Annotated in this window: 20 protein-coding genes; 11 read left to right on the top strand and 9 right to left on the bottom strand. The window is 64.7% G+C overall.

Going from position 1 to position 23820, the window contains the following annotated elements:
• Positions 1 to 813: 813 nt before the first annotated feature.
• Positions 814 to 2262 carry an aminotransferase-like domain-containing protein gene (locus ABWO90_RS17435; RefSeq protein ID WP_353192484.1) on the bottom strand — a complete coding sequence of 483 codons (1449 nt, stop codon included), beginning with the start codon at positions 2260 to 2262 and terminating at the stop codon, positions 814 to 816.
• Positions 2263 to 2457: 195 nt separating this feature from the next.
• Between ABWO90_RS17435 and aptA the strand changes: the two genes are divergently transcribed.
• Together aptA and ABWO90_RS17425 are read left to right on the top strand one after the other, a co-directional pair.
• Positions 2458 to 3786, top strand: a complete 1329-nt coding sequence (aptA, locus tag ABWO90_RS17430) for an omega-aminotransferase AptA (RefSeq protein WP_353192483.1) — start codon at positions 2458 to 2460, stop codon at positions 3784 to 3786.
• A gap of 138 nt (positions 3787 to 3924) precedes the next feature.
• A complete protein-coding gene (locus tag ABWO90_RS17425; RefSeq protein ID WP_353192482.1) occupies positions 3925 to 5451 on the top strand; it encodes a CoA-acylating methylmalonate-semialdehyde dehydrogenase in 1527 nt (508 codons plus the stop codon).
• A gap of 116 nt (positions 5452 to 5567) precedes the next feature.
• Here ABWO90_RS17425 and pxpA read toward each other — a convergent pair whose 3' ends face one another.
• The 4 genes from pxpA to ABWO90_RS17405 are packed head-to-tail and all read right to left on the bottom strand — an operon-like array spanning position 5568 to position 8662.
• The gene (pxpA, locus tag ABWO90_RS17420; protein ID WP_353192481.1) at positions 5568 to 6308 is read right to left on the bottom strand and encodes a 5-oxoprolinase subunit PxpA; all 741 of its coding nucleotides are present in this window, start codon (positions 6306 to 6308) and stop codon (positions 5568 to 5570) included.
• A 39-nt stretch (positions 6309 to 6347) separates the two neighbouring features.
• Positions 6348 to 7358 carry a 5-oxoprolinase subunit C family protein gene (locus ABWO90_RS17415; protein ID WP_353192480.1) on the bottom strand — a complete coding sequence of 337 codons (1011 nt, stop codon included), beginning with the start codon at positions 7356 to 7358 and terminating at the stop codon, positions 6348 to 6350.
• A complete protein-coding gene (gene pxpB, locus ABWO90_RS17410) occupies positions 7355 to 8008 on the bottom strand; it encodes a 5-oxoprolinase subunit PxpB (protein WP_353192479.1) in 654 nt (217 codons plus the stop codon). The genes ABWO90_RS17415 and pxpB overlap by 4 nt, the downstream gene beginning before the upstream one ends.
• Before the next feature lie 3 nt (positions 8009 to 8011).
• Positions 8012 to 8662 carry a 5-formyltetrahydrofolate cyclo-ligase gene (locus ABWO90_RS17405; protein ID WP_502922645.1) on the bottom strand — a complete coding sequence of 217 codons (651 nt, stop codon included), beginning with the start codon at positions 8660 to 8662 and terminating at the stop codon, positions 8012 to 8014.
• A 23-nt stretch (positions 8663 to 8685) separates the two neighbouring features.
• On the opposite strand from ABWO90_RS17405, the gene ABWO90_RS17400 reads away from it, so the two are divergent.
• The 4 genes from ABWO90_RS17400 (at position 8686) to ABWO90_RS17385 (ending at position 13680) form a co-directional block, all read left to right on the top strand.
• Positions 8686 to 10692: a lytic transglycosylase domain-containing protein gene (locus tag ABWO90_RS17400; RefSeq protein ID WP_353192478.1), complete on the top strand. Its 2007-nt coding sequence runs from the start codon at positions 8686 to 8688 to the stop codon at positions 10690 to 10692.
• Positions 10693 to 10747: 55 nt separating this feature from the next.
• Positions 10748 to 11698: a complex I NDUFA9 subunit family protein gene (locus tag ABWO90_RS17395; RefSeq protein WP_353192477.1), complete on the top strand. Its 951-nt coding sequence runs from the start codon at positions 10748 to 10750 to the stop codon at positions 11696 to 11698.
• Between the two features lie 90 nt (positions 11699 to 11788).
• Positions 11789 to 12433, top strand: a complete 645-nt coding sequence (locus tag ABWO90_RS17390) for a glutathione S-transferase family protein (protein WP_353192476.1) — start codon at positions 11789 to 11791, stop codon at positions 12431 to 12433.
• Entirely contained in the window at positions 12430 to 13680 is a 1251-nt protein-coding gene (locus ABWO90_RS17385; protein WP_353192475.1) for a multifunctional CCA addition/repair protein, read from the top strand. The genes ABWO90_RS17390 and ABWO90_RS17385 overlap by 4 nt, the downstream gene beginning before the upstream one ends.
• A gap of 118 nt (positions 13681 to 13798) precedes the next feature.
• Here the strand turns inward: ABWO90_RS17385 and ABWO90_RS17380 are convergent, their stop codons facing one another.
• The 3 genes from ABWO90_RS17380 to ABWO90_RS17370 form a co-directional block, all read right to left on the bottom strand.
• Entirely contained in the window at positions 13799 to 14692 is an 894-nt protein-coding gene (locus tag ABWO90_RS17380) for a glutamate/aspartate ABC transporter substrate-binding protein (RefSeq protein WP_502922650.1), read from the bottom strand.
• A 255-nt stretch (positions 14693 to 14947) separates the two neighbouring features.
• Complete coding sequence (locus tag ABWO90_RS17375; protein WP_502922644.1) at positions 14948 to 15148, bottom strand: DUF2905 domain-containing protein; 201 nt, start codon at positions 15146 to 15148, stop codon at positions 14948 to 14950.
• A 25-nt stretch (positions 15149 to 15173) separates the two neighbouring features.
• Positions 15174 to 16388 carry a class I SAM-dependent methyltransferase gene (locus ABWO90_RS17370; RefSeq protein ID WP_353192473.1) on the bottom strand — a complete coding sequence of 405 codons (1215 nt, stop codon included), beginning with the start codon at positions 16386 to 16388 and terminating at the stop codon, positions 15174 to 15176.
• 267 nt (positions 16389 to 16655) lie between these two features.
• Here ABWO90_RS17370 and ABWO90_RS17365 point away from each other — a divergent pair, with 267 nt between their 5' ends.
• The 5 genes from ABWO90_RS17365 to glmS all read left to right on the top strand — a co-directional run bounded on the left by ABWO90_RS17365 (position 16656) and on the right by glmS (position 22289).
• A complete protein-coding gene (locus ABWO90_RS17365) occupies positions 16656 to 17498 on the top strand; it encodes an SDR family oxidoreductase (RefSeq protein ID WP_502922643.1) in 843 nt (280 codons plus the stop codon).
• A gap of 21 nt (positions 17499 to 17519) precedes the next feature.
• Positions 17520 to 17915 carry a dihydroneopterin aldolase gene (locus tag ABWO90_RS17360; RefSeq protein WP_353192472.1) on the top strand — a complete coding sequence of 132 codons (396 nt, stop codon included), beginning with the start codon at positions 17520 to 17522 and terminating at the stop codon, positions 17913 to 17915.
• A 13-nt stretch (positions 17916 to 17928) separates the two neighbouring features.
• Complete coding sequence (gene ttcA, locus ABWO90_RS17355; protein ID WP_353192511.1) at positions 17929 to 18873, top strand: tRNA 2-thiocytidine(32) synthetase TtcA; 945 nt, start codon at positions 17929 to 17931, stop codon at positions 18871 to 18873.
• A 121-nt stretch (positions 18874 to 18994) separates the two neighbouring features.
• Positions 18995 to 20356, top strand: a complete 1362-nt coding sequence (gene glmU, locus ABWO90_RS17350) for a bifunctional UDP-N-acetylglucosamine diphosphorylase/glucosamine-1-phosphate N-acetyltransferase GlmU (RefSeq protein WP_353192471.1) — start codon at positions 18995 to 18997, stop codon at positions 20354 to 20356.
• A 103-nt stretch (positions 20357 to 20459) separates the two neighbouring features.
• Complete coding sequence (gene glmS, locus ABWO90_RS17345) at positions 20460 to 22289, top strand: glutamine--fructose-6-phosphate transaminase (isomerizing) (protein ID WP_353192470.1); 1830 nt, start codon at positions 20460 to 20462, stop codon at positions 22287 to 22289.
• Between the two features lie 82 nt (positions 22290 to 22371).
• Here the strand turns inward: glmS and ABWO90_RS17340 are convergent, their stop codons facing one another.
• The gene (locus tag ABWO90_RS17340; RefSeq protein ID WP_353192469.1) at positions 22372 to 23532 is read right to left on the bottom strand and encodes a porin; all 1161 of its coding nucleotides are present in this window, start codon (positions 23530 to 23532) and stop codon (positions 22372 to 22374) included.
• Between the last annotated feature and the right edge of the window lie 288 nt (positions 23533 to 23820).

Here is a 23820-nt window from a genome sequence, read left to right as displayed (position 1 = left end):
GCCGATCCATTCGTCACCGTCTACATTGGCGGGAAATTTGCGCGAATGCTCTTGGACACGGGAACAAATCGTCATGTAATTTGGGACTCGCGTCTTGTGGATGGCGATTCTGGGACGACAGTGCGCAAGGAAACGCTCAACGCAATCGCGTCTTCAACCTCCGCGAGGCGAGTCGAGCTTGATGTAGACGACACTCAGGGACGTGGCTCCCGACAGGCGTTCTATGTGATCGAGGAAACGCCACTGATGGCAGTGGGATTCTCCGGCATTATCAGTCCGCAATATTTGGCGGACGAGAAGGTGGTTATTCTGAACTTTCAAGACGATTGCTTCTTTGTCAGCAGTCGGTTCGATCCTGCGTCTGGCGGGGCCTTCGGGGTGGCGGAAGGGACATCGTTGCCCAATGTTCATCGGGTGCTGGCGATTGGGCTTGGTGTCAGCGGCGCGAGGGTGCCGGTGGTCGTAGACTCGGGTGCGTACTACACCACACTGTCGAGGGCGCTGATCCGGAACAAGGCTGCGGGAGGCAAACGTAAATCGGCAGTCGACTTACTCGGTCGAGAGATTGCGGGGGACACCCGCATGCGACTCGTGGATCTGACGATCAACGGCGAGATGATCCCGTCGCATTCCGTAGCGTCGCAGGACACTTCGCACGCTGGCGGTGTGATGACGTTAGGTGCTGTCGGTATGGACGTGCTACGCAATCGCATCGTGTATTACGATGGTGACCGAAATCGATTTTCGCTACTCACTCCACGAAAACAAGGCGCTTCGGAGAACACACCGACGCCAGCGGCATTGCCCGAGGCGTCACGCCACCCGCTTCCCCGCCGCCGCACGATCGAGGAAGCGAAACAGTCGGGCGTCATCCGAATAGGCGACGTTGAAGCGGAACCAGTGGCACGGGTCGTTGTGCGCGAGGAAGAACTCGCCCGGCGCGAGCATGATGCTTTCCAGTAGCGCCGCTTCGGCCAACTCGCGTGCCGGCAGCGAGGTCGACGGCAAACTTCCGCACACGAACATCCCGCCCTCAGGCTGCGCCAGCAGCGTCACGCCATGCGATTGCAGTTGCGTAATGAGGCGCGCACGTGAGCGCGTCAGTCGATCCGACAGCCGTTCGATGTGTTTGCGGTGACGTCCTTCCGTAAGAATCGCATGCACGATGCGCTCGTTGATTTCGGACGATGTGAGCCCGGCCACCATCTTGCTGCGCGCAATCTCGTGCGCCAGGTCGCGAGAGCACGCCAGATAACCCACGCGCACCGATGGCGAAATCGTCTTAGAAAAACTCGACACGTAGATCACGCGCGATAGCCCATCCATGGCGGCGAGCGACGGCGTACCTGCCGGTGCAAGCTCGCGATAAATGTCGTCCTCGACGATCCAGAAACCATGCTGCTCGGCACACTGCAGGATGCGATGCGCCGAGGCCGGTGTGAGCGACGTCCCCAGCGGATTCTGCAACGCCGGATTCACGAACAGCGCTCGGGGACGGTGCGTCTGCGCCGCCTGCTCCAGAGCGGCCAGATCCAGACCGGCTTCCGTTCGCTCGACGCCGACGACGTTCAGTCCCGCCAGTCGCAATACCGCCAGTAGATTGCAGTACGCCGGGGCCTCGACCAACACGGTGTCACCCGGCTTGAGCAACGTGCGCACGACCAGATCAAGGGCCTGTGTCGCGCCGTGCGTGAGCACGATGTGTTCGGGCGGCGCGTCGATGGACAACTCGCCGAGACGTCGTGCAAGCCATTGGCGCAACGGCCCGTAGCCGTGCGGATGCCCGTAGTGCGCAAAGTGCGCGCCCGGCCCCTTGGAGAGCGAGCGCAGCGCGCCGTGCAGGCCGTCTTCGTCGAGCCAGCTGTCGGGCAACCAGCCACAGCCGCTTTTCACCGCGATGGTGTCGTCCGCGAAGATCTCGGAGAGCAGCCACGCATTGGTGACTTCGCTGGCGGTCGTGCTCATCGCCAGCCCGCCACCGGGCGCGGCCGCGCCCGGCTCCCGCGCGTCGGCGGCACCGGCGACGAAGAATCCCGCGCCGCGTCGGGCCACGAGCGTGCCGTGGGCCACCAGCCGGTCGTAAGCCTCCACCACCGTGAACGTGCTGATGCCGTGCGCCTTCGCCAGCGAACGAATCGACGGCATGCGCATGCCCGCATGCAAGGTCTGACGCTGCAACGCCCGCTCGACCTCGCGCACGATCTGATCGACGAGCGCTTCGGGCTGGGCGCGGTTCAGGGAGAAGGCGAGTGGCTGGACCATGATGGGTGGCTGTTACCAATACAGTTTGAGCAATCGACCGATACAGAATATACATTTTGCGAAAGACTGTACATGTCTGTACCGGTCAGGCTCTCGTAGGATCGAGCCCATCTACCCGTGGCGCGGCGGTTTCGCCGATGTCGTCGAGCGCTGCGGGACATTCTGATCGAGCCCAAGACCTGGGGAGACCCCGCGATGAACATGAAAGACCTGAATCTCGACATGACGGCATTCTGGATGCCGTTCACCAACAACCGTCAGTTCAAGAGCTCCCCGCGTCTGCTGGTCAAGGCCGAGGGCATGTATTACACGTCGTCCGACAATCGCAAGATCCTCGACGGCACGGCCGGTCTGTGGTGCGTGAACGCCGGTCACTGCCGGACCGAGATCGTCGAGGCGATCCGTCAGCAGGCGGGCGAGATGGACTTCGCGCCGACGTTCCAGATGGGGCACCCGAAAGCGTTCGAAGCCGCAAGCAAGATTGCCGAGATCACGCCGCAGGGGCTCGATCGCGTCTTCTTCACCAACTCGGGTTCGGAGTCGGTCGACACGGCGCTGAAAATGGCACTGGCCTATCATCGTGCGCGTGGCGAGGGTCAGCGCACGCGCTTCATCGGCCGTGAGCGCGGTTATCACGGTGTGGGCTTCGGCGGCATTTCGGTCGGCGGCATTTCGCCGAACCGCAAGGCGTACTCCGGCCAGTTGCTGCCGGCCGTCGACCATCTGCCGCACACGCTCAACATCAAGGAAGCCGCGTTCACGAAGGGCCAGCCGACGTGGGGCGCCCATCTGGCCGACGAGCTCGAACGCATCGTCACGTTGCACGACGCGTCGACCATCGCGGCCGTGATCGTCGAGCCGCTCGCAGGCTCCACCGGCGTGTTGGTGCCGCCGCAAGGCTATCTGCAGAAGCTGCGCGAGATCTGCGACAAGCACGGCATTCTGCTGATCTTCGACGAAGTCATCACGGGCCTCGGCCGCCTGGGCAAGCCCTTCGCCGCACAGTATTTCGGCGTGACGCCGGACATCATGACGATGGCCAAGGGCGTGAACAATGCCGCCGTGCCGATGGGCGCGGTCGCCGTGAAGACGAGCGTACACGACACCATCGTCGACGCCGGCAACGCGGGCGCCATCGAGTTCTTCCACGGCTACACCTACTCCGGTCACCCGTTGGCCGCCGCCGCTGCCTGCGCCGCACTCGATCTCTACAAGAGCGACGGCCTGTTCGAGCGTGCCGCCAAGCTCTCGCCGCACTTCGAGAAGGCCATTCACGGTCTGCGCGATCTGCCGAACGTCATCGACATTCGCAACCTCGGCATGGTCGGCGGTATCGAACTGTCGACCCGCGACGGCAAACCGGGCGCACGCGCTCACGAAGTGTTCGTGAAGTGCTTCGAGAAGGGTGCGCTGGTGCGTTACACGGGCGACATTCTCGCGTTCTCGCCGCCGCTGATCGTGAGTGAAGCGCAGATCGACGAGTTGTTCGGCATCGTGGCCGAAGCCATTCGCGAGACGGCGTAAGCCCGGTCTGCCTCAATCCACATTAACGTCGGCACCGGGCGACGGCGCGTCGCCCCGGTAGCCTCCTGACAAGGGCTTCATGCGAGGCCCGCCCCCGGGCAATCGTCTGCCCGACACACAGTTTTCACGGACATCGACATGAATCAGCGAGTCAGCACCGAACGTATCGAACATTGGATTGGCGGCGCCAGCGTGGCGTCGGGCGAAGCGGAACTGCGCTTCGGCGAAGTGACGAACCCGGCGACCGGCGAAGTGATTCGTCAGGTGGCACTGGGCGGCGCGAAGGACGTCGCGGCCGCCGTGGCCGCCGCCCGTGCCGCACTGCCGGCCTGGCGCGCCACGCCGCCCATGAAGCGCGCCCGCGTGATGATGAAGTACCGCGAGTTGCTCGAAGCCAATCGCGAAGCGATCGTGCAACTGATCACGCAGGAGCATGGCAAGACGCTCGACGACGCCCGTGGCGAAGTCACGCGTGGTGTGGAAGTGGTCGAGTTCGCCATCGGCATTCCGCACCTGCTCAAGGGCGAGATCGCCCCGCAGGTGGGCACCGGTGTCGACACGTATTCGATTCATCAACCGGTGGGCGTTTGCGCTGGTATCACGCCGTTCAACTTCCCGTCGATGGTGCCGCTGTGGATGTTCCCGATGGCAATCGCCTGCGGTAACACGTTCGTGCTCAAGCCGTCGGAGAAGGTGCCGTCCGCTGCGCTGCTGCTCGCGCGCCTGGCCAAGGACGCCGGTCTGCCCGATGGCGTGCTCAACGTGGTGAACGGCGACAAGGCAGCCGTCGACGCGCTGCTCACGCATCCGGACGTCAATGCGGTGTCGTTCGTCGGCTCGACGCCGATTGCGCAATACATCTACAGCACGGCGTCGGCACATGGCAAGCGCGTGCAGGCGCTTGGCGGCGCGAAGAACCACGGTGTCGTAATGCCCGACGCCGACCTCGACTTCACTGTCGACGCCCTGATCGGCGCCGCCTACGGGTCGGCCGGCGAGCGTTGCATGGCGATCTCCGTGGCCGTGGCGGTGGGCGATGTGGCGGATCAACTGGTGGCGCGTCTGGCGAAAGTCGCGAAGGCGCTGCCGGTCGGCGACGGCACGGATCCGGTGGCGCAAATGGGCCCGCTCATCACGCGCGTGCATTGCGACAAGGTGAAGGGCTTCGTCGACGCCGGTGTGGACGAGGGCGCCAAGCTGGTGGTCGACGGTCGCGGCCTGAAGGTCGACCAGCGCGACAACGGCTTCTTCATCGGTCCGTGCCTGTTCGACAACGTTACGCCGGAGATGTCGATCTACCGCAACGAAATCTTCGGGCCGGTGCTGTCGGTGGTGCGTGTGAACACGCTGGAAGAGGCGATTGCGCTCATCAATCGCAACCCGTATGCCAACGGCACGGCGGTGTTCACGACGTCGGGCGGTGCCGCGCGTCGCTTCGAAGACGAGATCGAGGTCGGCATGGTGGGCGTGAACGTGCCGATCCCGGTGCCGGTGTCGTACTTCTCGTTCGGCGGCTGGCGCAATTCGCTGTTTGGCGATCAGCACATCTATGGGCCGGAATCTGTGCGCTTCTACACGCGCTCGAAGGTGGTCACGCGTCGCTGGTCGGAAGGCCGTCCGGCCAACGCGACGTCGTCGCTGGTGATGCCGACGCTAGGCCAGTAAGCGCACGCGGACCGCGCCGGTTACGGCCGGCGCCCGCGTCGTGCAGCAAAACAAAAACGCCGTCCCGGGACCCCCTGGACGGCGTTTTCGTTGCTGTGCATCGCCGGTGCGATGCACTATCGCACCGGCGCGATCTCGATACCTTCGTCGAGCAGGAAGCTGCGGATGCGACGGGCAAACTCGAGCGCGTGCTCGCCGTCGCCATGCAGGCAGACGGTCTGCGCCTGAATCGGCACGAGCGTGCCGTCGATGGCGCGCACCCGTTGCTCGCGCACCATCATGAGCGTTTGCGCCAGCGCGTCTTCCTCGCGCTCGATCAGGGCGCCGGGCGTGCCGCGTTTGACGAGCGAGCCGTCGGGGTTGTAGCCCCGGTCGGCGAACACTTCCTCCACGGCGTGCATGCCGGCTGCGCGCGCCGCCTTCACCATCTCGCCGCCCGCCAGCCCGAAGATCGCGAGGTCGGTGTCGAATGCACGAATGGCTTCGACGAGCGTTTCGGCCAGTGCCGGGTCGCGCGCCGCCTGGTTGTATAGCGCGCCATGCGGCTTGACGTGCGAGAGCCACCCGCCCTGTGCGCGAACCATCGCGGCGAGTGCGCCGATCTGATACAGCATGCCCGCGCGGATTTCGTCGAGCGGCAGCTGCATTTCCGTGCGTCCGAAATTGTCGCGATCGGGGAAGCTCGGATGCGCGCCGATGGCGACACCGTTCTCGAGCGCCCAGCGCACCACCTGTTGCATGGTGCCCGCGTCGCCGGCGTGCCAGCCGCAGGCGACATTGGCGGAACTCACGAGCGCAAGCAGCGCTTCGTCGTAATCGCAACCTTCTCCGAGGTCGACATTGAGATCGATTTTCATGGGGGAATTCTCCTGCGTGCCGGGCGCGCGAAGCCGGCGTCAGCGTTTGCGCGTGATGGCCGGCACGCGCGGTGTCGTCAGAATGCCGCGATCATGCCAGGCGAGTGCGCGTTCGATCTGGGCGAGATAGCGCAATTGCTCGCGCCACGCTTCGCGGGCCTCGGCCGCGCTGCATTCCGAAAAGTAAAGGGTGCTCCCGAGCCGTGCCTGACCGAGACGCCACAAGTCGGCACTGATGACGGAGCCGATCTTGGGGTAGCCGCCGGTCGTCTGGGCGTCGGCCAGCAGAATGATCGGCTGCCCGGAGGGCGGCACCTGAATCACGCCCGGCAGCACGCCGTGCGAAAGCAGGTCCTGAGCGCGGTTTTTCTTGCGAGCGAGCGGTTCCGGCCCGGCGAGGCGGTAGCCCATGCGGTTGCTGTTCGGCGTGACCCGCCACGGGTTCTCCCAGAAGCTCTTGTGCGTGGCGGCCGTGAAGTCGTCGTACTCCGGGCCGGGCAGCACACGCACGCGTTGGGCGAGCGGATCGGACAGCCACAACGGCGGACGCACGCCCAACGGTTCGACCTTGCGAACCGCCGTGCTGGCGTGGCCAATGGCGATGCGGTCGCCGTCTCGCAGGGCGCGGCCTTCGAAGCCGCCGAAACCGGCCGTCAGATCCGTGCTGCGCGAACCGAGCGTCTCCGGCACATCGATGCCGCCCGCCACAGCCAGATAGGTGCGCATGCCGAAGCGCGACGGGCGCAGCGTCAGCGTTTGTCCTCTCGCGACCGGGAAGCGCCACCACGACCAGACCGGCGTGCCGTCGAGATCGGCGTGACAGTCCGCGCCGGTCAGCGAGACGAGTGTCGCCGACGTGAAGCGCAGCACGCACGCGCCCATCGTGATTTCGAGGGTGGCGGTGTTCAGGTCATTGCCGACAAGGCGGTTGGCCACGGCACACGCGAGCGGGTCAACGGCGCCGCCGCTGGCGACGCCGAACGCGCGCAATCCGGTACGGCCCAGATCCTGGACTGTGGTGAGCAGTCCGGCACGATGGATATCGATCACAGGTCGAGACTCGCGATGGTGAAACGCACTCGGTCGCCCGGGGCCAGCAGCGCGGGCGGCGACGCGGCCGGGTCGAACAGGGCGCTGTCGGTATGGCCGATGATCTGCCACCCGCCCGGAGACGTCAGCGGATAGACGCCGGTCTGGTTGCCGCCGATACCGACAGACCCCGCCGGGACGGACAGCCGCGGCTCGTCACGGCGCGGCGTGGCAATCGAATCGTCGAGCCCGCCCATGTACGCGAAGCCAGGCTGAAAGCCCAGGAAGTAGACGACGTATTCCGGCGCGGTATGGCGCTGCACCACGGTTTTCGGTTGCAGGCGCGCATGTTTGGCAACGTCGGCCAGATCGGGGCCGTGGTCGCCGCCGTAATGCACCGGGATTTCGATGTCGCGTCCGACTTCGCCAGCCGCCGGGGGCGTCTGCCAGGCGTCGCGCAGGCGCTCGCCGAGTCCTTCGATGTCGGTGGCGAGCGGGTCGAACAGCAACGTCAGGTTGTTCATGCCGGGCACGATGTCGCGCACGTCCGGCCAGTCGCGCGCGAGGGCCGCCACGTGCCAGACCCGGCGTTGTGTGGCGAGCGTGGGGGTAGCGCCCGCTTCGCACACGAGGGCACTCTCGCCGAGCGGCAGGATCTTGAGTGTTGTCATGAGTTAGCGATGGGTGCCGCCAGGGCGGGTATGGGTGGCCGATTCCGTCACGATGGCGTCGAGCGCCAGGTCATGGGCTTCGGCGCTGAGGTGCTCGACTTCGAGGGCATCGTAGGCGATGCCGAGCGTTTGCGGCGCGGGGGCCATCGAATGCAGGGTGCGGTCGTAGAAGCCGCCGCCGTAGCCGAGCCGCAGGCCGTCGCGCGTGAAGCCCACGCAGGGGATCAGCAGCAGGTCGGGCACGACGGCGTCGGTGCCGTGCGGGACCGGAATCCGGTAGTGGCCTTCGGTCATGGGGGTGTCGGGGGTCCAACGATGGAAGACGAGCGGCGCGGCCGGGGCGGTGACGACCGGCAGGGCGGCCAGGCGCGCATGGCCGGCGAGCGCCTGTGCGAGCCAGGCCGCGACGACCTCGCGTGCATCGAACTCATTCTGGATCGGCCAGTAGAAGCCGACACAACGAGGCGCCCGGCGCGCGAGTTCTGCGGCAAGCCGGGCGGCGAGGGCGGCGTCGCGGGCGCCACGATCCGCGAGTGTGCTGCGGGCGGTGAGCAGCGCCTTGCGCAGACGGGCTTTTTCGGTGCCAGTCCGTGCCTGGTTTTCGGACGTTTGGGACGCCGTCCTGGCGGGGTCCCGTGCTATGCTTGAATCCAATTTTTACCCGACGCTCCACGAAGATGTCCGAACGTTTGACCCGAGTATATCGCGCCGCCGCGCTCGCCCTGACCGCAGCCGCGCTCGTCGCCTGCAGTACCACCCAGGCGACCGGCCGCCCGAAGGCGCAATCGGCGGCAAGCCGCTCGGCTCCGTCCGCCGACGCGCTTTCCCAGCGTTCGCCCGACGACATCTTCGTGCAACTGCGCGAAGCGGCCCGCAGCAACGATGCGCCGCGCGCCACCGCGCTCGCGGCCATGCTCAGCGACTACGACGTGCCGTCGTACGTCCAGTACTTCCAGATCAAGCCGCGCATGTTCGACCGCTCGGGCAAGGCGCTCATCGACGCCCCGGACGACGATATCCGTGCTTTCCTGCGCACGTATGACGGTCAGGCCATTGCCGATCGCATGCGCAACGACTGGCTGCTGGTGCTCGGCAAGCGGCACGACTGGCAGACGTTCGACGCCGAGTATCCGAAGTTCGTGCTCGACGACGACACCCAGGTCAAGTGCTACGCGCTCATGTCGCGGGCCGCGCGGGGCGAGAACGTCACGCAGGCGGCCATCGATCTGCTGACCACGCCGAAGTATTACGGCGAGGCTTGCGTCGACATGATCAACACGCTGGCGGCGAACGGCCAGTTGCCGCGCAAGGAAGTCTGGCATCAGATCCGTCTGGCCTATGAGGAAAACTACACCTCGCTCGGCAAGCAGATCGCCGATGCGCTCGGCGCCGTGCGTCCGGACGACAGCCTGCTCGACATGGCCGCCACGCGCCCGGCACAGATTCTCGCGCGCGGTGTGGACGGCACGGAAGGCTCGCGCCAACTGGCGTTGCTCGCGACCGTCCGCATGGCCCGCACCGATCCCATGCTTGCCGCCAGCAGCTTCTCCGGCATCGCAGGCAACCTGTCGGCAGACGAGCGCGCCATCGGCTGGGGCGTGATCGGCATGCGCGGCGCGTTGTCGCAGAATCCGATGGCCATCACCTGGTACCGTCAGGCCGGCTCGGCCAAGCTCTCGAATACGGCGCAGGAATGGAAGATCCGTGCCGCATTGCGCGCGGGTGACTGGAATCTCGTGCGCACGGGCATCGAAGCCATGCCTGCGGCATTGCGCGACGATGGTGTGTGGACCTACTGGTACGGCCGGGCACTGCGTGAAGCCGGACAGGGCGACGCCGCCCGCGCGCAATTCCAGAAGATCGCCATGCAGCCGAACTTCTACGGTCAATTGGCCAATGAAGAGCTGGGCAACAAGACCGCGTTGCCGCCGCGCACGGTCGTGACCAAGGCCGAAGTCGACGCCAACCGCTCGAATCCCGGCTTCCTGCGCGCCGCGAAGTTCTATGACCTCGGCCTGCGCTTCGAAGGCAATCGCGAGTGGAACTGGGAATTGCGCAACATGACGGATCGCCAGTTGCTCGCCGCCGCGCAGTACGCCAACAACATCGAGTTGTTCGACCGTGCGGTGAATACGGCCGATCGCACGAAGGTCGAACACGATTTCTCGTTGCGCTATCTGATGCCGTTCCGCAGCAAGGTCGAGCCGCTGGCCGCCGCCGTCAGCCTCGACGAGGCCTGGGCCTACGGCCTGATTCGTCAGGAGTCGCGCTTCATCATCAACGCCCGTTCGTCGGCAGGTGCCGGCGGCCTGATGCAGGTCATGCCCGCGACCGCCAAGATGGTCGCCAAGCAGATCGGCATGGACTACACGCCGGGCATGATGCACGACATCGACACCAATATCCGTCTGGGCACGAGCTATTTGTCGGACATCTACAATAAGTTCGACGGCTCGGCAGTGCTGGCATCCGCCGGCTACAACGCCGGACCGGGACGCCCCCGCACATGGCGCTCCACGCTCGATCGTCCGGTCGAGGGCGCGATCTTCGCGGAAACCATTCCGTTCAACGAGACGCGTACGTATGTCGAGAATGTGTTGTCGAATACCACGTACTACTCGGCCCTGATCTCGGGCCGTCCGCAATCGCTCAAGGAGCGGCTCGGCGTAATCCTGCCCCAGTGACACGCGGGGCAGCGGCCGCGGCCGCAAACCCATCGTCATGAAGCGGAGGTGACGCATGCGCTATAACGTTTGTGTCGTCGGTGGCACCGGGTTCATCGGCAGCCACCTGGTGGCCCGGCTGGTGACGACGGGACACGCGGTGCGTCTGCCGACGCGGCGTGTCGAGGCGGCCAAGGCGCTCGGCGTGCTGCCGGGCGTCGAGCTCGTCGAATGCGACGTTCACGACCCCCGCGCGCTGGAGCGCGTGATCGCGGGCAGCGACGTTGTCATCAATCTCGTAGGCGTTCTGCACAGCGACCGGGGCGCGCCCTACGGTCGCGCCTTTGCGCGCGCGCACGTGGAGCTGCCGCGCAAGATTGCACAGGCGTGCAGCGATCGGGGCATCGACCGGCTGATCCACATGAGCGCACTGGGCGCCAACCCGGCGGGGCCGAGCATGTACCAGCGCTCGAAGGGCGACGGTGAGGCGGCGATTCGCGAAACGGGCATTCCCGTCACGATCTTTCGCCCGTCGGTCGTCTTCGGCCCGGGCGACCACTTCCTCAATACGTTTGCGAAGCTGCAACGGCGCGTGCCGTTCGTGCCGCTCGCCAGTGCCAAAGCGCGGTTCCAGCCGATCTTCGTCATGGACGTGGCGCAAGTCTTCGCCGGCGCCATCGACAACGACGCCACGGTTGGCAAAACCTACGAGCTGGGCGGCCCTGACGTCTACACGTTGGAACAGCTCGTGCGATTCGCGGGGGCAGTGTGCGGGTGTGAGCGGCCGATTCTGCCGTTGCCCGACAGCACGGCGCGTCTGGAGGCCGTCGTCTTCGAGAAGCTGCCGGGCGAGCCGATCATCACGCGCGACAATCTCGATTCGATGCGCGTCGACAATGTCATGACCGGACCGCTGGCCCCGGAACTGGGACTGACGCCGAACGGTCTCGAGATCGCCGTCGACTATCTCGATGGCGACAACTGGGAGCGGCGTCTGTCCGGCTATCGGCGCGCCGCAGGGCGCTGACGGTTTCCGCTATTTCCACTGTTTTCCTGCTGTTTTCCCGTTTCCATCGAAGCCCGCGGCTCCCGGGGCGCGCAGGCAAGGAAAGTCCTCATGCAACTGATCGTCGCCAACAAGAGATATTCATCGTGGTCGATGCGCCCGTGGGTGCTGCTCAAGCATTTCGGCATCGCCTTCGAAGAGAAGAACGTCTGGCTCGCGCAACCCGACTCGCGCGAGCAGATCCTGCGCTATTCGCCCACGGGCAAGGTGCCGTGTCTGATCGATAACGGCATCACCGTGTGGGACTCGCTCGCCATCTGCGAATACCTCGCCGAGAGCTATCCGCACCTGCCGCTGTGGCCGAAGTCGCGCGAGGCGCGTGCGCACGCGCGCAGCGTCTGCGCCGAGATGCACAGCGGGTTCACCGCGTTGCGCACTTCCATGTGGATGAACGTGGCGGCGCATTGGCCGGGCGCGGCGGCGACACCCGAGGCGCTCGCCGATATTCGTCGTGTCGAAGCCATCTGGGAAGACTGCCTCGCGCGCTTCGGCGGACCATTCCTGTTCGGCGATTTTTCCATTGCCGATGCCTTCTACGCGCCGGTCGTGATGCGTTTTGCCACGTTCGAGCCGAAGCTCTCGTCGCATGCACAGGCTTACGCCGACCGGGTCCGTGAAGTCCCCGCCGTCCAGGCGTGGGTGGCGGCCGGGCGCGGCGAAACGCAGACCGTGGCCTATTACGAAGTGCGTCCATGAAGATCTATGCTGTCGGCGGCGCGATTCGCGACGCCATGCTGGGGTTGCCCGTCAAGGACCGCGACTACGTGGTGGTCGGCGCAACGCCGGAGGAAATGGTGCGGCAGGGCTTCAAGCCCGTCGGACGCGATTTCCCCGTGTTTCTGCATCCCGAAACCCATGCCGAGTACGCGCTCGCGCGCACCGAGCGCAAGACGGCACGTGGTTACCACGGCTTCGCGTTCTACTTCGCCCCGGAAGTCACGCTCGAGGAAGATCTCGTACGGCGCGACTTCACCATCAACGCGATGGCGCGCGAAGTCCTGCCCGACAACCGCCTCTCGGACGAACTCGTCGATCCCTACGGCGGCAAGCGCGATCTCGAGGCCCGTTTGTTCCGCCATGTCGGCGAGGCCTTTGCCGAAGACCCGGTGCGCATTCTTCGATGCGCACGATTCGCCGCGCGCTTCACCGACTTCAGCGTGGCGGACGAGACGCGCACGCTGATGCGCGAGATGACCGCAAACGGCGAAGTCGACGCGCTGGTGGCCGAGCGCGTCTGGCAGGAGATTTCGCGTGGATTGATGGAGCACCGCCCGTCACGCATGTTCGATGTATTGCGCGACGCGGGGGCACTGGCGCGCATTCTGCCGGAGGTCGATCAGCTCTGGGGTGTGCCGCAGCGCGCCGACTATCATCCCGAGGTCGACACGGGTGTGCACGTCATGATGGTGCTCGACTATGCCGCGGCGAAGGGCTATTCGCTGCCGGTGCGCTTCGCGGCGCTCACACATGATCTCGGCAAGGGCACCACGCCCGACGACGTCCTGCCGCGGCACATCGGTCACGAAGGGCGAAGCGTCGGCCTGCTCGGCCCGCTGTGCGCGCGCTTGCGCGTGCCGGTGGAGTGCAGGGAGCTTGCGCAGGTAGTCGCGCGTGAGCACGGCAACATTCACATGAGTCAGAAATTCGGCGCGGCGGCGCTGGTGCGGTTGCTGGAGCGCTGTGACGCGCTGCGCAAACCCGAGCGCTTCGTGGAAGTGTTGCAGGCTTGCGAAGCCGATGCGCGGGGGCGCGGCGGCGACTTTGCGACGGCGCCTTATCCGCAACGGGATCGCCTGATGGGTGCGCTGGCGGTCGCGCGCGGCGTCGATGCGGGTGCAGTGGCGCGTCAGTATGCCGAGCGCCCCGAGAAGATTCGCGAGGCCGTGCAGTCGGCGCGCATCGAAGCCGTCGAGGCGGCGGGGTACCACGGCACCGAGGGGTGAGCGCCGGGGGCGCTTTGATCCGGTGCCGAACGCGCGATTCGTCATGACGCGCAGCGACGGAAAATGAAAAGGCCGCCAGCGATGGCGGCCTTTTTTCATGCGACGTTCGGCAGTGCGCTTATTCGAATGCCTTGTCGTTCGGATTCGCGTAAAGCTGCTTGAGCTGTTCGCTCATCGGGAAGTTGAAGCTGAGGTTCTTCGGCGGCACCGGCGATTCGAACCACTTCTTGTACATCGTGTTGATCTCGCCGCTCTTCATCACGCCGGCGAGCGTGTCGTCGACGAGCTTTTTGAACTCCGTGTCGCCGTGCTTCATCATGAAACCGTAGGCTTCGAACGATTGCGGCGTGCCCGTCACGACCCAATCGTCGGGATTGCGGCCCATCGTGCGCGCACCGGCGAGCAACACGTCATCCATCATGAACGCCTGCACACGACCGCCCTGGAGCATGGTGAACGACTCGCCGTAGTCCTTGCCCGAGATGACGCTCATGTTCATCTTCTTGTCGTTGTTCATCTTGTTGAGGATGCGCTCCGACGTCGTGCCCGCGTTGGTCACGACCGGCTTGCCCGCGAGGTCCGGGAAGTCCTTGATGCCCGAGTTCTTGTTCACGAGCAGACGCGTACCGGCCACGAAGAACGTGTTCGAGAAGTTCACCTGCGCCTGACGTGCCTTGAGGTTCGTCGTCACGCCGCACTCGATGTCGACCGTGCCGTTCTGCACGAGGGCGATGCGGTTCTGCGAGGTCACCGGAATGAAGCGCACTTCGAGATTGGGCTTCTTCAGACGGGTCTTCACCGCGTCGACGACCTTGTTGCACAGGTCCTGCGAGTAGCCGATGACGTTGTGATTGTTGTCGTAGTACGAGAACGGGATCGACGATTCACGATGCCCGATCGAGATCACGCCGCTGCTGTCGATCTTCTGCAAAGTCTCCGATGCGGGCTGGGCCTGCGCCGCTCCTGCCGCGACACACATCGCTACGCCCAGCATTACCCCGGTCAATCGCATCTTCATCATGTCCTGCTCCTGAAATGGTCTCACCCTGATTCACGACTGAATCATTTGTTTCATAATAATTTTTTTGCAACAAACGATCAAATGGTTGTTAACCCTAGCGATGACAAGGGCTTCTCGGTGTTCGGCATCGAACGGACGTGCAAAGGCCGCCGGTCGGGCGGCAGCAGCGGATGAGGGAGATCGCGGCAGGCAGCGATGGGGGTGTCGAGACGCGTTGCAACAGGTGTTGCGGCGCCCGGCTCGGTGTTACAGCAAGCGGATCAGCAGGTTGAAGACCAGCGAGAGCACGACGGTGGACGCGAACGGGAACACCATCTCGCGACCGCGCCAGCGAATGCGCAGATCACCGGGCAGGCGACCGATGCCGAGCTTGCTGAGCCACGGCGAGGCCGCCGAGAGGATGCAGATCGCGATGAAGATCGTGAACATCCAGCGAAACATCGGCATGGGGCCTCGGGATCCGGAAAAAAGGTCAGAGGGCGTGGCTGCGGTCGCCGGTGGCGAAGCCGCGCAGACCGGCCCACTCGTCCATGGCGCGACCGAAGGCGATGACCTTGAACAGTTCGCCCATCTCGGCTTCGGAGAGCAGCTTCTGTACGGCCGCAGCCGCAGGCAGGAACGTCTTCGGATCGGTCGGATCAAGCGCACCCATCAACTCGATGATGCCCGCGTTCATCAGGAACCGGGCCTGCGAAGTGAACCCGAGCAAATCGAGCCCGGCCTCCACGCCCGCGTCGGCAATGCCGGAAAACGCCACGTGCGCGGTGATGTCCTGCAAGCCCGGGTAGTAAAACGGATCATCGTGCGCGTGATGGCGGTAGTGACACATCAGCGTGCCTTGTGCGCGCTGCGGGTGATAGTACTCGCGGGCGGGGAAGCCATAATCCACCAGCAGCAGTACGCCACGCGCGAGCAACGGCGCCACGCTGCGAACGAAGGCCTCACCGGCTTCGTGCGTTTCCGTCAGGTATTCCTGCGTCGGCGGCAGGTCGTCGAGCGACGCCAGCGCTTCGGGCAACGGGCCGGTGTAGAGACGCTCTTCCCAGTTGAAGCCGTCGGGCGTGCGCACGACGCCGCGCTCGAACCAGACCGGTTGATGGTTTTCGTCGGGGCGGCGGGCCCAGAGACGCACGGGCATGGCATCAAGCACCTCGTTGCCGAGCATCACGCCGTGAAAGGCGTCGGGCAACTGGTCGAGCCACGTCACACGATCGAGCAGATGCGGGGCGGCTTTCTCGATGGTCTCGCGCTGACGCGCGCGCAACTCACCCGAGAGTTCCATGATCGAGTAGCGCTCGCAGGGCGTGCCCTCGGACTCCAGCGCGAGCAACAGGTCGGCCGCGAGGCGTCCGGAGCCTGCACCGAATTCCAGCACGTGCGCGTCGCCCGTCTGCTCGAAGATCTCGCCGATCTGACGCGCGAGCGTGCGCGCGAACAGCGGCGTGAGCTCCGGGGCCGTGACGAAGTCGCTGCCGTCGGCGGCCAGACGGCCGAATTTCGCGGCGCCGGCGGCGTAGTAGCCGAGGCCGGGCGCGTATAGGGCCAGTTCCATGAAGCGGTCGAACGGCAGCCAGCCGCCGGCGTCGTCGATGGCGTCGGCGAGACATGCCGTGAGGCGACGCGAGTGTTCGAGCGCGTCTGCCTCCGGAACGGGTAAACTATGGGGTTTCGGTGCGGCCTGATTCATGCGGGCATTGTAACGGAGACAGTGCAGACTGGCTGTTATGGTTGATCGGAATGTCCGATGCCGCGAAAACGCCGGAATTTTGACGGATTTCCGTTGAATTTCTCTGTTTTTTCGCGATTTCTGCCAATTTTTTCTGCACGTGCCCGAGCGCCGGACGCGCTCCGCGACTGCTGCTCGCCGCTTGCGTCCTTGCGGGGCAGTCACCGGTAGCACCGTTCGCCGTCCGATTCATACTCGCTCACCTGCCCTCTGACAGGAATTCGCCGCATGACCGTTGCATCGACGCCACGTTCCACGCCTGCCGCAGGCGACCTCGCCCGCACGCGCGACATGCCGCGTGTGGCGCTGGTCACGGGCGGCGCGCGCCGGATTGGCCGCGCGATCGCGTTGCGTCTGGCCGCCGCAGGCTGGGACGTCGCCGTACATTACGAACGCTCGCACGACGAAGCGCTCGACACGGTGGCCGCCATCGAGGCGTTGGGCCGCCGTGCTGTCGCATTGCAGGCCTCACTGGCAGACGAAGCGGCGACGGTGGGGCTTGTCGCACGATGCGTCGAGGCGCTGGGTGTGCCGGCTTGCCTCGTCAATAACGCCTCGCGTTTCGAGTACGATTGCGCGGCCGATTTCGGCTACCAGGCGCTGGAGCGTCACATGCGCGTGAACGCGGGCGCCCCGCTCGTGCTCGCTCGCGAGATGCATGCCGCGCTGGGCGAATCGGGGCGCGGCGTTGTCGTCAATCTGCTCGACCAGAAATTGGCGAATCCGAACCCCGATTACCTGTCGTATACGTTGTCGAAGGCGGCACTCGATGTCGCAACGACCTTGCTGGCCCAGGCCTTTGCGCCGCGATTGCGCGTGGTCGGTGTGGCACCGGGGGTGACGCTCCTGTCCGTCGACCAGACGCCGGAAGGCTTCGCGGCGGCACACGCATCGACCCCGTTGGGGGTGTCGTCGACGCCGGAAGACATCGCGCAAGCGGTGGCGTATCTGGCCGAGGCGCCCGCCGTGACCGGCACCGTCCTGTATGTCGACGGCGGGCAACATCTCGCGAGTTCGTCGCGCGACGTGAAATTTCTGACCGAGCCGGCCGACGCCGACCGGTCTCGTTGATTGTCATCATGAGTTTTCAAAATGCATAGCGCTCTTTCCCACCCCCGCCTGATGGACTGCCGTCGCATGTTCCTGCGCGACTACGAAGTGTTCATCAACATCGGCGTGCACGATTACGAGAAGCGTGGCGAGCAGCGCGTGCTGATCAACGTGCAACTGTTCGTGCCGCTCGCCGAGAGCACGCCGGTGGCGGACAAGCTCGACGAAGTCGTCGACTACGACTTCATGCGCGAGACCATCGCCAAGCGCGTGGGACAGGGCCACATCCATTTGCAGGAAACCCTTTGCGACGACGTCGCGGCTGCGCTGCTGGCGCACCCGCGTGTGCGCGCAGTGGGCGTGTCGACCGAGAAGCCCGACGTTTATCCCGATTGCCACTCGGTAGGCATCGAAGTGTTCAAGATGAAGGATGCCTGACATGAGTGCCGTCATGCCCGAGACCGGTGTGCCACTGGTGGCGGCCGGCAACATTGCCGCCGATAGCGTGAAGAAAGCGCAGAAGCTTGCGTTCGAGAACAACAAGCTGGAAAAGCGTCTGTTCCGTCTGACGGGGCAGGCCATCGGCGACTACAACATGATCGAGCACGGCGATCGCGTGATGGTGTGCATGTCCGGTGGCAAGGACAGCTACGCCATGCTCGACATCCTGCTCAAGCTGCGCGAGCGCGCGCCGATCGACTTCTCGATCGTTGCCGTGAACCTCGACCAGAAGCAGCCCGGTTTCCCGGAGCACGTGCTGCCCGATTACTTCCGTTCCATCGGTGTGGATTTCCACATCGAGAACCAGGACACGTACTCGATCGTCAAGCGCGTGGTACCCGAGGGCAAGACGACCTGTTCGCTGTGCTCGCGTCTGCGTCGCGGCATTTTGTACCGCGTGGCCGGCGAGCTCGGCGCGACCAAGGTGGCGCTGGGCCATCACCGCGACGACATCATCGAAACCGTCTTCCTGAACCTGTTCTACGGGGGCAAGCTCAAGGGCATGCCGCCGAAGCTGCAGTCGGACGATGGCAAGAACGTGGTGATTCGCCCGCTCGCGTATGTGCGCGAGTCGGATCTCGAGCGTTATGCCGAGTACAAACAGTTCCCGATCATTCCGTGCACGCTGTGCGGCAGCCAGCCGAATCTGAAGCGCGCCGAAATGAAGGCGCTGATCCGTCTGTGGGAGAAGCAACACCCCGGGCGCATCAAGTCGATCTTCAGCGCGCTGTCGAACGTGGTCCCGTCGCATCTGATGGACACGAATCTGCACGATTTCAAGAACCTGCGCGCGACGGGCCAGCCCGATCCGCTGGGCGATATCGCGTTCGACGAGGCGCCCTGCGGCGACGAGAACGACGCGGGCATCATCCGCATCACGCAATTCGACGACTGATCGACGCGTGGCCGGACGCTGCCTTCGCCCTTGCCGCATTACCTGACGTCGGCGCGCCAGCCCGACTGGCGCGCGGCCCGATACCGATTCCTGCTCTTCACTTTCTAATCGTCACGACGCTATGAATATTGTGATTCTCGCCGCCGGCATGGGTAAGCGCATGCGCTCGAAGCTGCCCAAGGTGTTGCAGCCTCTGGCTGGCCGTCCGCTCCTGTCGCATGTGATTGCGACCGCACGCAAGCTCGAACCGGGCAAGCTCATCGTGGTGATCGGCCATGGCGGCGACGCCGTGCGCGAAGCCGTGGCCGGCGACGGCGTGCTGTTTGCCGAACAGGCGCAGCAACTGGGAACGGGCCACGCGGTACAACAGGCCGCCTCGCAGCTCGACGAGTCGGTGCCGACGCTCGTGCTCTATGGCGACGTACCGCTCACGCGTGCCGAGACGCTGCAGGCGCTGCTCGCTGCGGCAGGCAACGACAAGCTGGGCGTGCTTACCGTCGATCTCGACAATCCGACGGGCTACGGCCGCATCGTGCGCGACGCCGCAGGCAATGTCCTGCGCATCGTCGAACAGAAAGACGCCAACGAGGCTGAGTTGGCGATTCGCGAGATCAACACGGGCATCGTGGTGGCGCCGACGCGCGCCCTCAAGGGCTGGTTGGGCGGACTGAAGAACCAGAACGCGCAGGGCGAGTATTACCTGACCGACGTGATCGCTTGTGCCGTGGCGGATGGCGTACCGGTCGTCACGACGCAACCGGCGTTCGCCTGGGAACCCAACGGCGTAAACGACAAGGCGCAACTGGCCGAGCTCGAGCGCGACTATCAACGTAATGCCGCTGGCGCGCTGCTCGCCGCGGGCGTGACCCTCATCGACCCGGCACGCTTCGATCTGCGCGGCGAGATCGCCTGCGGCACGGACGTCACCATCGACGTGAACTGCGTCTTCGAGGGCAAGGTGACGATTGGCGACGGCGCGAACATCGGGCCGAACTGCGTGATTCGAAACTGCGCCATTGGCGCGGGCACGCGTATCGAAGCCTTCAGCCATCTGGATGGCGCCGTGGTCGGGGCCGACGCCCACGTGGGGCCGTACGCCCGCCTGCGCCCGGGGGCCGATCTGGCCGATGAGGTGCATATCGGCAACTTCGTGGAAGTGAAGAACGCCACGCTGGCCAAGGGTTCGAAGGCCAACCATCTGGCGTATGTCGGCGACTCGACGGTCGGTGCGCGCGTGAACATCGGCGCGGGCACCATCACCTGCAACTACGACGGTGCAAACAAGCACCGCACGGTCATCGAGGACGATGTCTTCATCGGCTCCGACACGCAGCTGGTGGCGCCGGTCACCGTGCGCCGCGGCACGACCATCGCGGCGGGCACCACCGTGTGGAAGGACACGCCGGAGGACTCGCTCGTGCTGAACGGAAAGACGCAGGAAGCGAAGACGGGTTACGTTCGTCCTCGCAAGCAAAAGCAGTAAAATTGGCGGTTATGGCGCGGTGCGCGATGCTCGACAGGACGCGCACCGGCGAAGTGAAAACAGATCAAACAGGCCAGGACCTCTGGCGTAAAGGGAAGCGAATATGTGCGGCATTGTCGGCGCGGTAGCGCGGCGTAATGTAGTACCGGTGTTGGTCGAGGGCTTGCGCCGTCTTGAGTATCGTGGATACGACTCCTGTGGCGTGGCGGTGCTGAAGGACGGCGTGCCGCAGCGCGCCCGCAGCGTGTCGCGTGTGGCCGATCTCGACGAGCAGCTTGCGCAGACGCACCTCGGCGGCGAGACAGGCATTGCCCACACCCGCTGGGCGACGCATGGCGCACCGGTCACGGACAACGCACACCCGATCTTCTCGCGTGACGAAGTCGCATTGGTGCACAACGGCATCATCGAGAACCACGAGAGCCTGCGTGACGAGCTGCGCGGTCTGGGCTACACCTTCGTGTCGCAGACCGACACCGAAGTCATCGCGCATCTGATCCATCACATTCTGTCGAATGGCGCGGCCGGCGATCTGTATCAGGCCGTGCGTCTGGCGACGCGCCGTCTGCACGGTGCCTATGCGATTGCCGTGTTCCGCAAGCAGGAACCGCATCGCGTGGTGGGCGCGCGCGCTGGCTCGCCGCTGGTCGTGGGTGTGGGCGAAGGTGAGAACTTCCTCGCGTCCGACGCACTCGCGCTGGCCGGCACCACCGACCAGTTCATCTATCTGGAAGAGGGCGATGTCGTCGAGCTCACGCTCGATGGCGTGAAGATCGTGGACCGCAACGACGCGCTCGTCGAGCGCGAAGTGCGCACGGTGCAGGCGTATACGGGCGCGGTGGAACTGGGCCCGTATCGTCACTACATGCAGAAGGAAATCTTCGAGCAGCCGCGCGCGATCGGCGACACGATGGAAGGCGTCGAAGGTATCTCGCCGACGCTCTTCGGCGAGAAGGCACAAGACGTGCTGAGCCGCGTGGACTCGATCCTGATTCTCGCGTGCGGCACGAGCTATTACTCGGGCATGACGGCCAAGTACTGGCTGGAGTCGCTCGCGCAGATTCCGACGCAGGTCGAAGTGGCGAGCGAGTATCGCTATCGCGACAGCGTGCCGAATCCGAACACGCTGGTGGTCACGATCTCGCAGTCCGGTGAGACGGCGGACACGATGGCGGCGCTGCAACATGCGCAATCGCTGGGCATGACCCACACGCTGGCGATCTGCAACGTGGGCACGAGCGCAATGGTGCGTCAGACGGCGCTGCACTACCTGACCCGTGCGGGCACGGAAATCGGCGTGGCATCGACGAAGGCGTTCACGACCCAGTTGACGGCACTCTTCCTGCTCACGCTGACCATCGCGAAGTTGCGCGGTCGTCTGACGGCGGCGCAGGAAGCCGACTATCTGACGCAGTTGCGTCACCTGCCGGCGGCGTTGCACAGCGTGCTGGCGCTGGAGCCGCAGATCATCGCCTGGGCCGAAGAGTTCGCCCGTCGCGAAAATGCACTGTTCCTGGGGCGCGGGTTGCATTACCCGATCGCCCTCGAGGGCGCGCTCAAGCTCAAGGAAATCTCGTACATCCACGCCGAGGCGTATCCGGCAGGCGAACTGAAGCATGGTCCGCTCGCGCTGGTGACGGAAGAGATGCCGGTCGTGACGGTCGCACCGCGCGACGCGCTGGTGGAAAAGCTGAAGTCGAACATGCAGGAAGTCCGCGCACGTGGCGGCCAGCTTTACGTGTTCGCCGACGCGGATACGGAGATCGCGAACGCCGAAGGCATTCACGTGATCCGCATGCCGGAGCACTACGGCCAGTTGTCCCCGATCCTGCACGTCGTACCGCTGCAACTGCTGGCGTATCACACCGCCTGCGCACGCGGCACCGATGTGGACAAGCCGCGGAATCTTGCGAAGTCGGTAACGGTGGAGTAAGAAAAAAAGGGAGTCCCATCGGGACTCCCTTTTAAACTGGAGCACTCAAACCAGATACTACACGTCTCGCGAAGACGTTGGCTTAGAACTTGTGACGCAGGCCCGAGATCACAGCGGCCTGGGTCTTGGTGCTCGAAGCACCGCCGGCGCCGTTGATCGAAGCAGCCGAGGCATCGCCCGCAGCCTTCTGATAGATACCGACCAGATACACGTCCGTGCGGCGCGAGAACGCGTAGTCAACCGCGGCGTTGACCTGATGGTACTTCGGGCTCAGGTTGGCCAGGGTGGCGCTGCGGGTGCTGGCGTCCGTGTACGTGTACGACAGGCCGAGCATGACCGACGGCGTCAGGTTGTACGTACCGTTGATTTCATAGTTCGACACGCGTGCGCCGGTGTTGCTCACGTACTTGAGCTGCGTGTTGCTGTACACCAGCGCGACCGTTGCCGGACCGAAGCTGTAGCTGCCGGCCGTGGCGAACACGCGCTGCTTGTCCACGCCGTAGCTCGTCGTGCCGACCTTCGTCGTGTAGAAGTCGCCGCTGTAGTCGCCCGACACGGCACCGCCCGTGTTCGAACCGTTCGGCGAACCCACTTCCATGTAACCGATACCGAACTTGACCGGGCCGTTGGCGTAGCTCGCGCCGAGGCTCCATGCGCGGTTGTTGGCAAAGCCCGAGCCCGGCGTGGCGGCATTGCTCGGCTGGTTCGAGAAGCCATACAGGCCGCCGAACGAGAAGCCGGCGTAGTTGGCGCTCGTGTACTTGATCGAGTTGTTGATGCGGAACGAGTTGTACAGGTTGTCCACATCGCCCACGTGGGCGCCGAGCTTCGTGGCGAACAGCTTGGCTGCCGTCATGCCGCTCACGAAGTCGACCACGGAGTCGTACTGGCGGCCGATGGTCACCGTGCCGAGCGACTTGCTCGACAGGCCGACGAACGCCTGACGGCCGAACTCACGGGTGCCCTGACCCATGTTGCCGTTCGTGATGTTGAAGCCGTTTTCCAACGTGAAGACGGCCGACAGACCGCTGCCCAGATCTTCCGAGCCCTTCAGGCCCCAGCGGTTGCCCGACTGCAGGCCGTCGGCCGTGCCGAAGTTCTTGCTGCCGCCGACATTGCTGACGTACGACAGGCCGCCGTCCAGCACGCCGTACAGCGTCACGTTGCTTTGCGCATGGGCAGCACCTGCTGCGACAGCTGCGATAGCGCCACACAGTGCGGCAGCCAGTTGCGTCTTCTTCATTGGTCGATTCCTCTTTCAATAACTATTCGATGAATGCGAACCCTTCGCTTCCGGAGAAGCGCCCCGTGGGTTCGGGCCGAACTATATCGAACGAACCGGGTAATCCATAGGTGTATTAACGAAAGATGCGGCGCAATGTGGGCTCACTGCAACGTATGAGAAAACGTTGCGGGAAATGCGCGCGATTTCATGGGCATGACACATGCGGCACGTATAAAACGAATTGGCGAAAGTCCCATGAGCGGCTCGCGAAGCCGACGACATCTCTCCGCCCGCCTATCTGAACGC

The sequence above is a fragment of the Pandoraea pnomenusa genome (genome assembly GCF_040391475.1).
In the GTDB taxonomy this organism is placed as follows: Bacteria; Pseudomonadota; Gammaproteobacteria; order Burkholderiales; family Burkholderiaceae; genus Pandoraea; species Pandoraea pnomenusa_C.
The sequence above is the reverse complement of the archived record's forward strand: the minus strand, read 5'-3'. Positions and strand labels throughout refer to the sequence as shown.

Bases quoted from the DNA above. Each gene is read 5' to 3' on its own strand.
- ABWO90_RS17395 (WP_353192477.1), top strand. From the start codon at position 10,748: ATGCGCTATAACGTTTGTGTCGTCGGTGGCACCGGGTTCATCGGCAGC.
- ABWO90_RS17390 (WP_353192476.1), top strand. From the start codon at position 11,789: ATGCAACTGATCGTCGCCAACAAGAGATATTCATCGTGGTCGATGCGC.
- pxpA (WP_353192481.1), bottom strand. From the start codon at position 6,308: ATGAAAATCGATCTCAATGTCGACCTCGGAGAAGGTTGCGATTACGAC.
- ABWO90_RS17400 (WP_353192478.1), top strand. From the start codon at position 8,686: ATGTCCGAACGTTTGACCCGAGTATATCGCGCCGCCGCGCTCGCCCTG.
- ABWO90_RS17435 (WP_353192484.1), bottom strand. From the start codon at position 2,262: ATGGTCCAGCCACTCGCCTTCTCCCTGAACCGCGCCCAGCCCGAAGCG.
- ABWO90_RS17375 (WP_502922644.1), bottom strand. From the start codon at position 15,148: ATGCCGATGTTTCGCTGGATGTTCACGATCTTCATCGCGATCTGCATC.
- ABWO90_RS17385 (WP_353192475.1), top strand. From the start codon at position 12,430: ATGAAGATCTATGCTGTCGGCGGCGCGATTCGCGACGCCATGCTGGGG.
- ABWO90_RS17425 (WP_353192482.1), top strand. From the start codon at position 3,925: ATGAATCAGCGAGTCAGCACCGAACGTATCGAACATTGGATTGGCGGC.
- ABWO90_RS17380 (WP_502922650.1), bottom strand. From the start codon at position 14,692: ATGCGATTGACCGGGGTAATGCTGGGCGTAGCGATGTGTGTCGCGGCA.
- ABWO90_RS17370 (WP_353192473.1), bottom strand. From the start codon at position 16,388: ATGAATCAGGCCGCACCGAAACCCCATAGTTTACCCGTTCCGGAGGCA.
- glmU (WP_353192471.1), top strand. From the start codon at position 18,995: ATGAATATTGTGATTCTCGCCGCCGGCATGGGTAAGCGCATGCGCTCG.
- pxpB (WP_353192479.1), bottom strand. From the start codon at position 8,008: ATGACAACACTCAAGATCCTGCCGCTCGGCGAGAGTGCCCTCGTGTGC.
- ABWO90_RS17365 (WP_502922643.1), top strand. From the start codon at position 16,656: ATGACCGTTGCATCGACGCCACGTTCCACGCCTGCCGCAGGCGACCTC.
- ttcA (WP_353192511.1), top strand. From the start codon at position 17,929: ATGCCCGAGACCGGTGTGCCACTGGTGGCGGCCGGCAACATTGCCGCC.
- glmS (WP_353192470.1), top strand. From the start codon at position 20,460: ATGTGCGGCATTGTCGGCGCGGTAGCGCGGCGTAATGTAGTACCGGTG.
- aptA (WP_353192483.1), top strand. From the start codon at position 2,458: ATGAACATGAAAGACCTGAATCTCGACATGACGGCATTCTGGATGCCG.
- ABWO90_RS17360 (WP_353192472.1), top strand. From the start codon at position 17,520: ATGCATAGCGCTCTTTCCCACCCCCGCCTGATGGACTGCCGTCGCATG.
- ABWO90_RS17340 (WP_353192469.1), bottom strand. From the start codon at position 23,532: ATGAAGAAGACGCAACTGGCTGCCGCACTGTGTGGCGCTATCGCAGCT.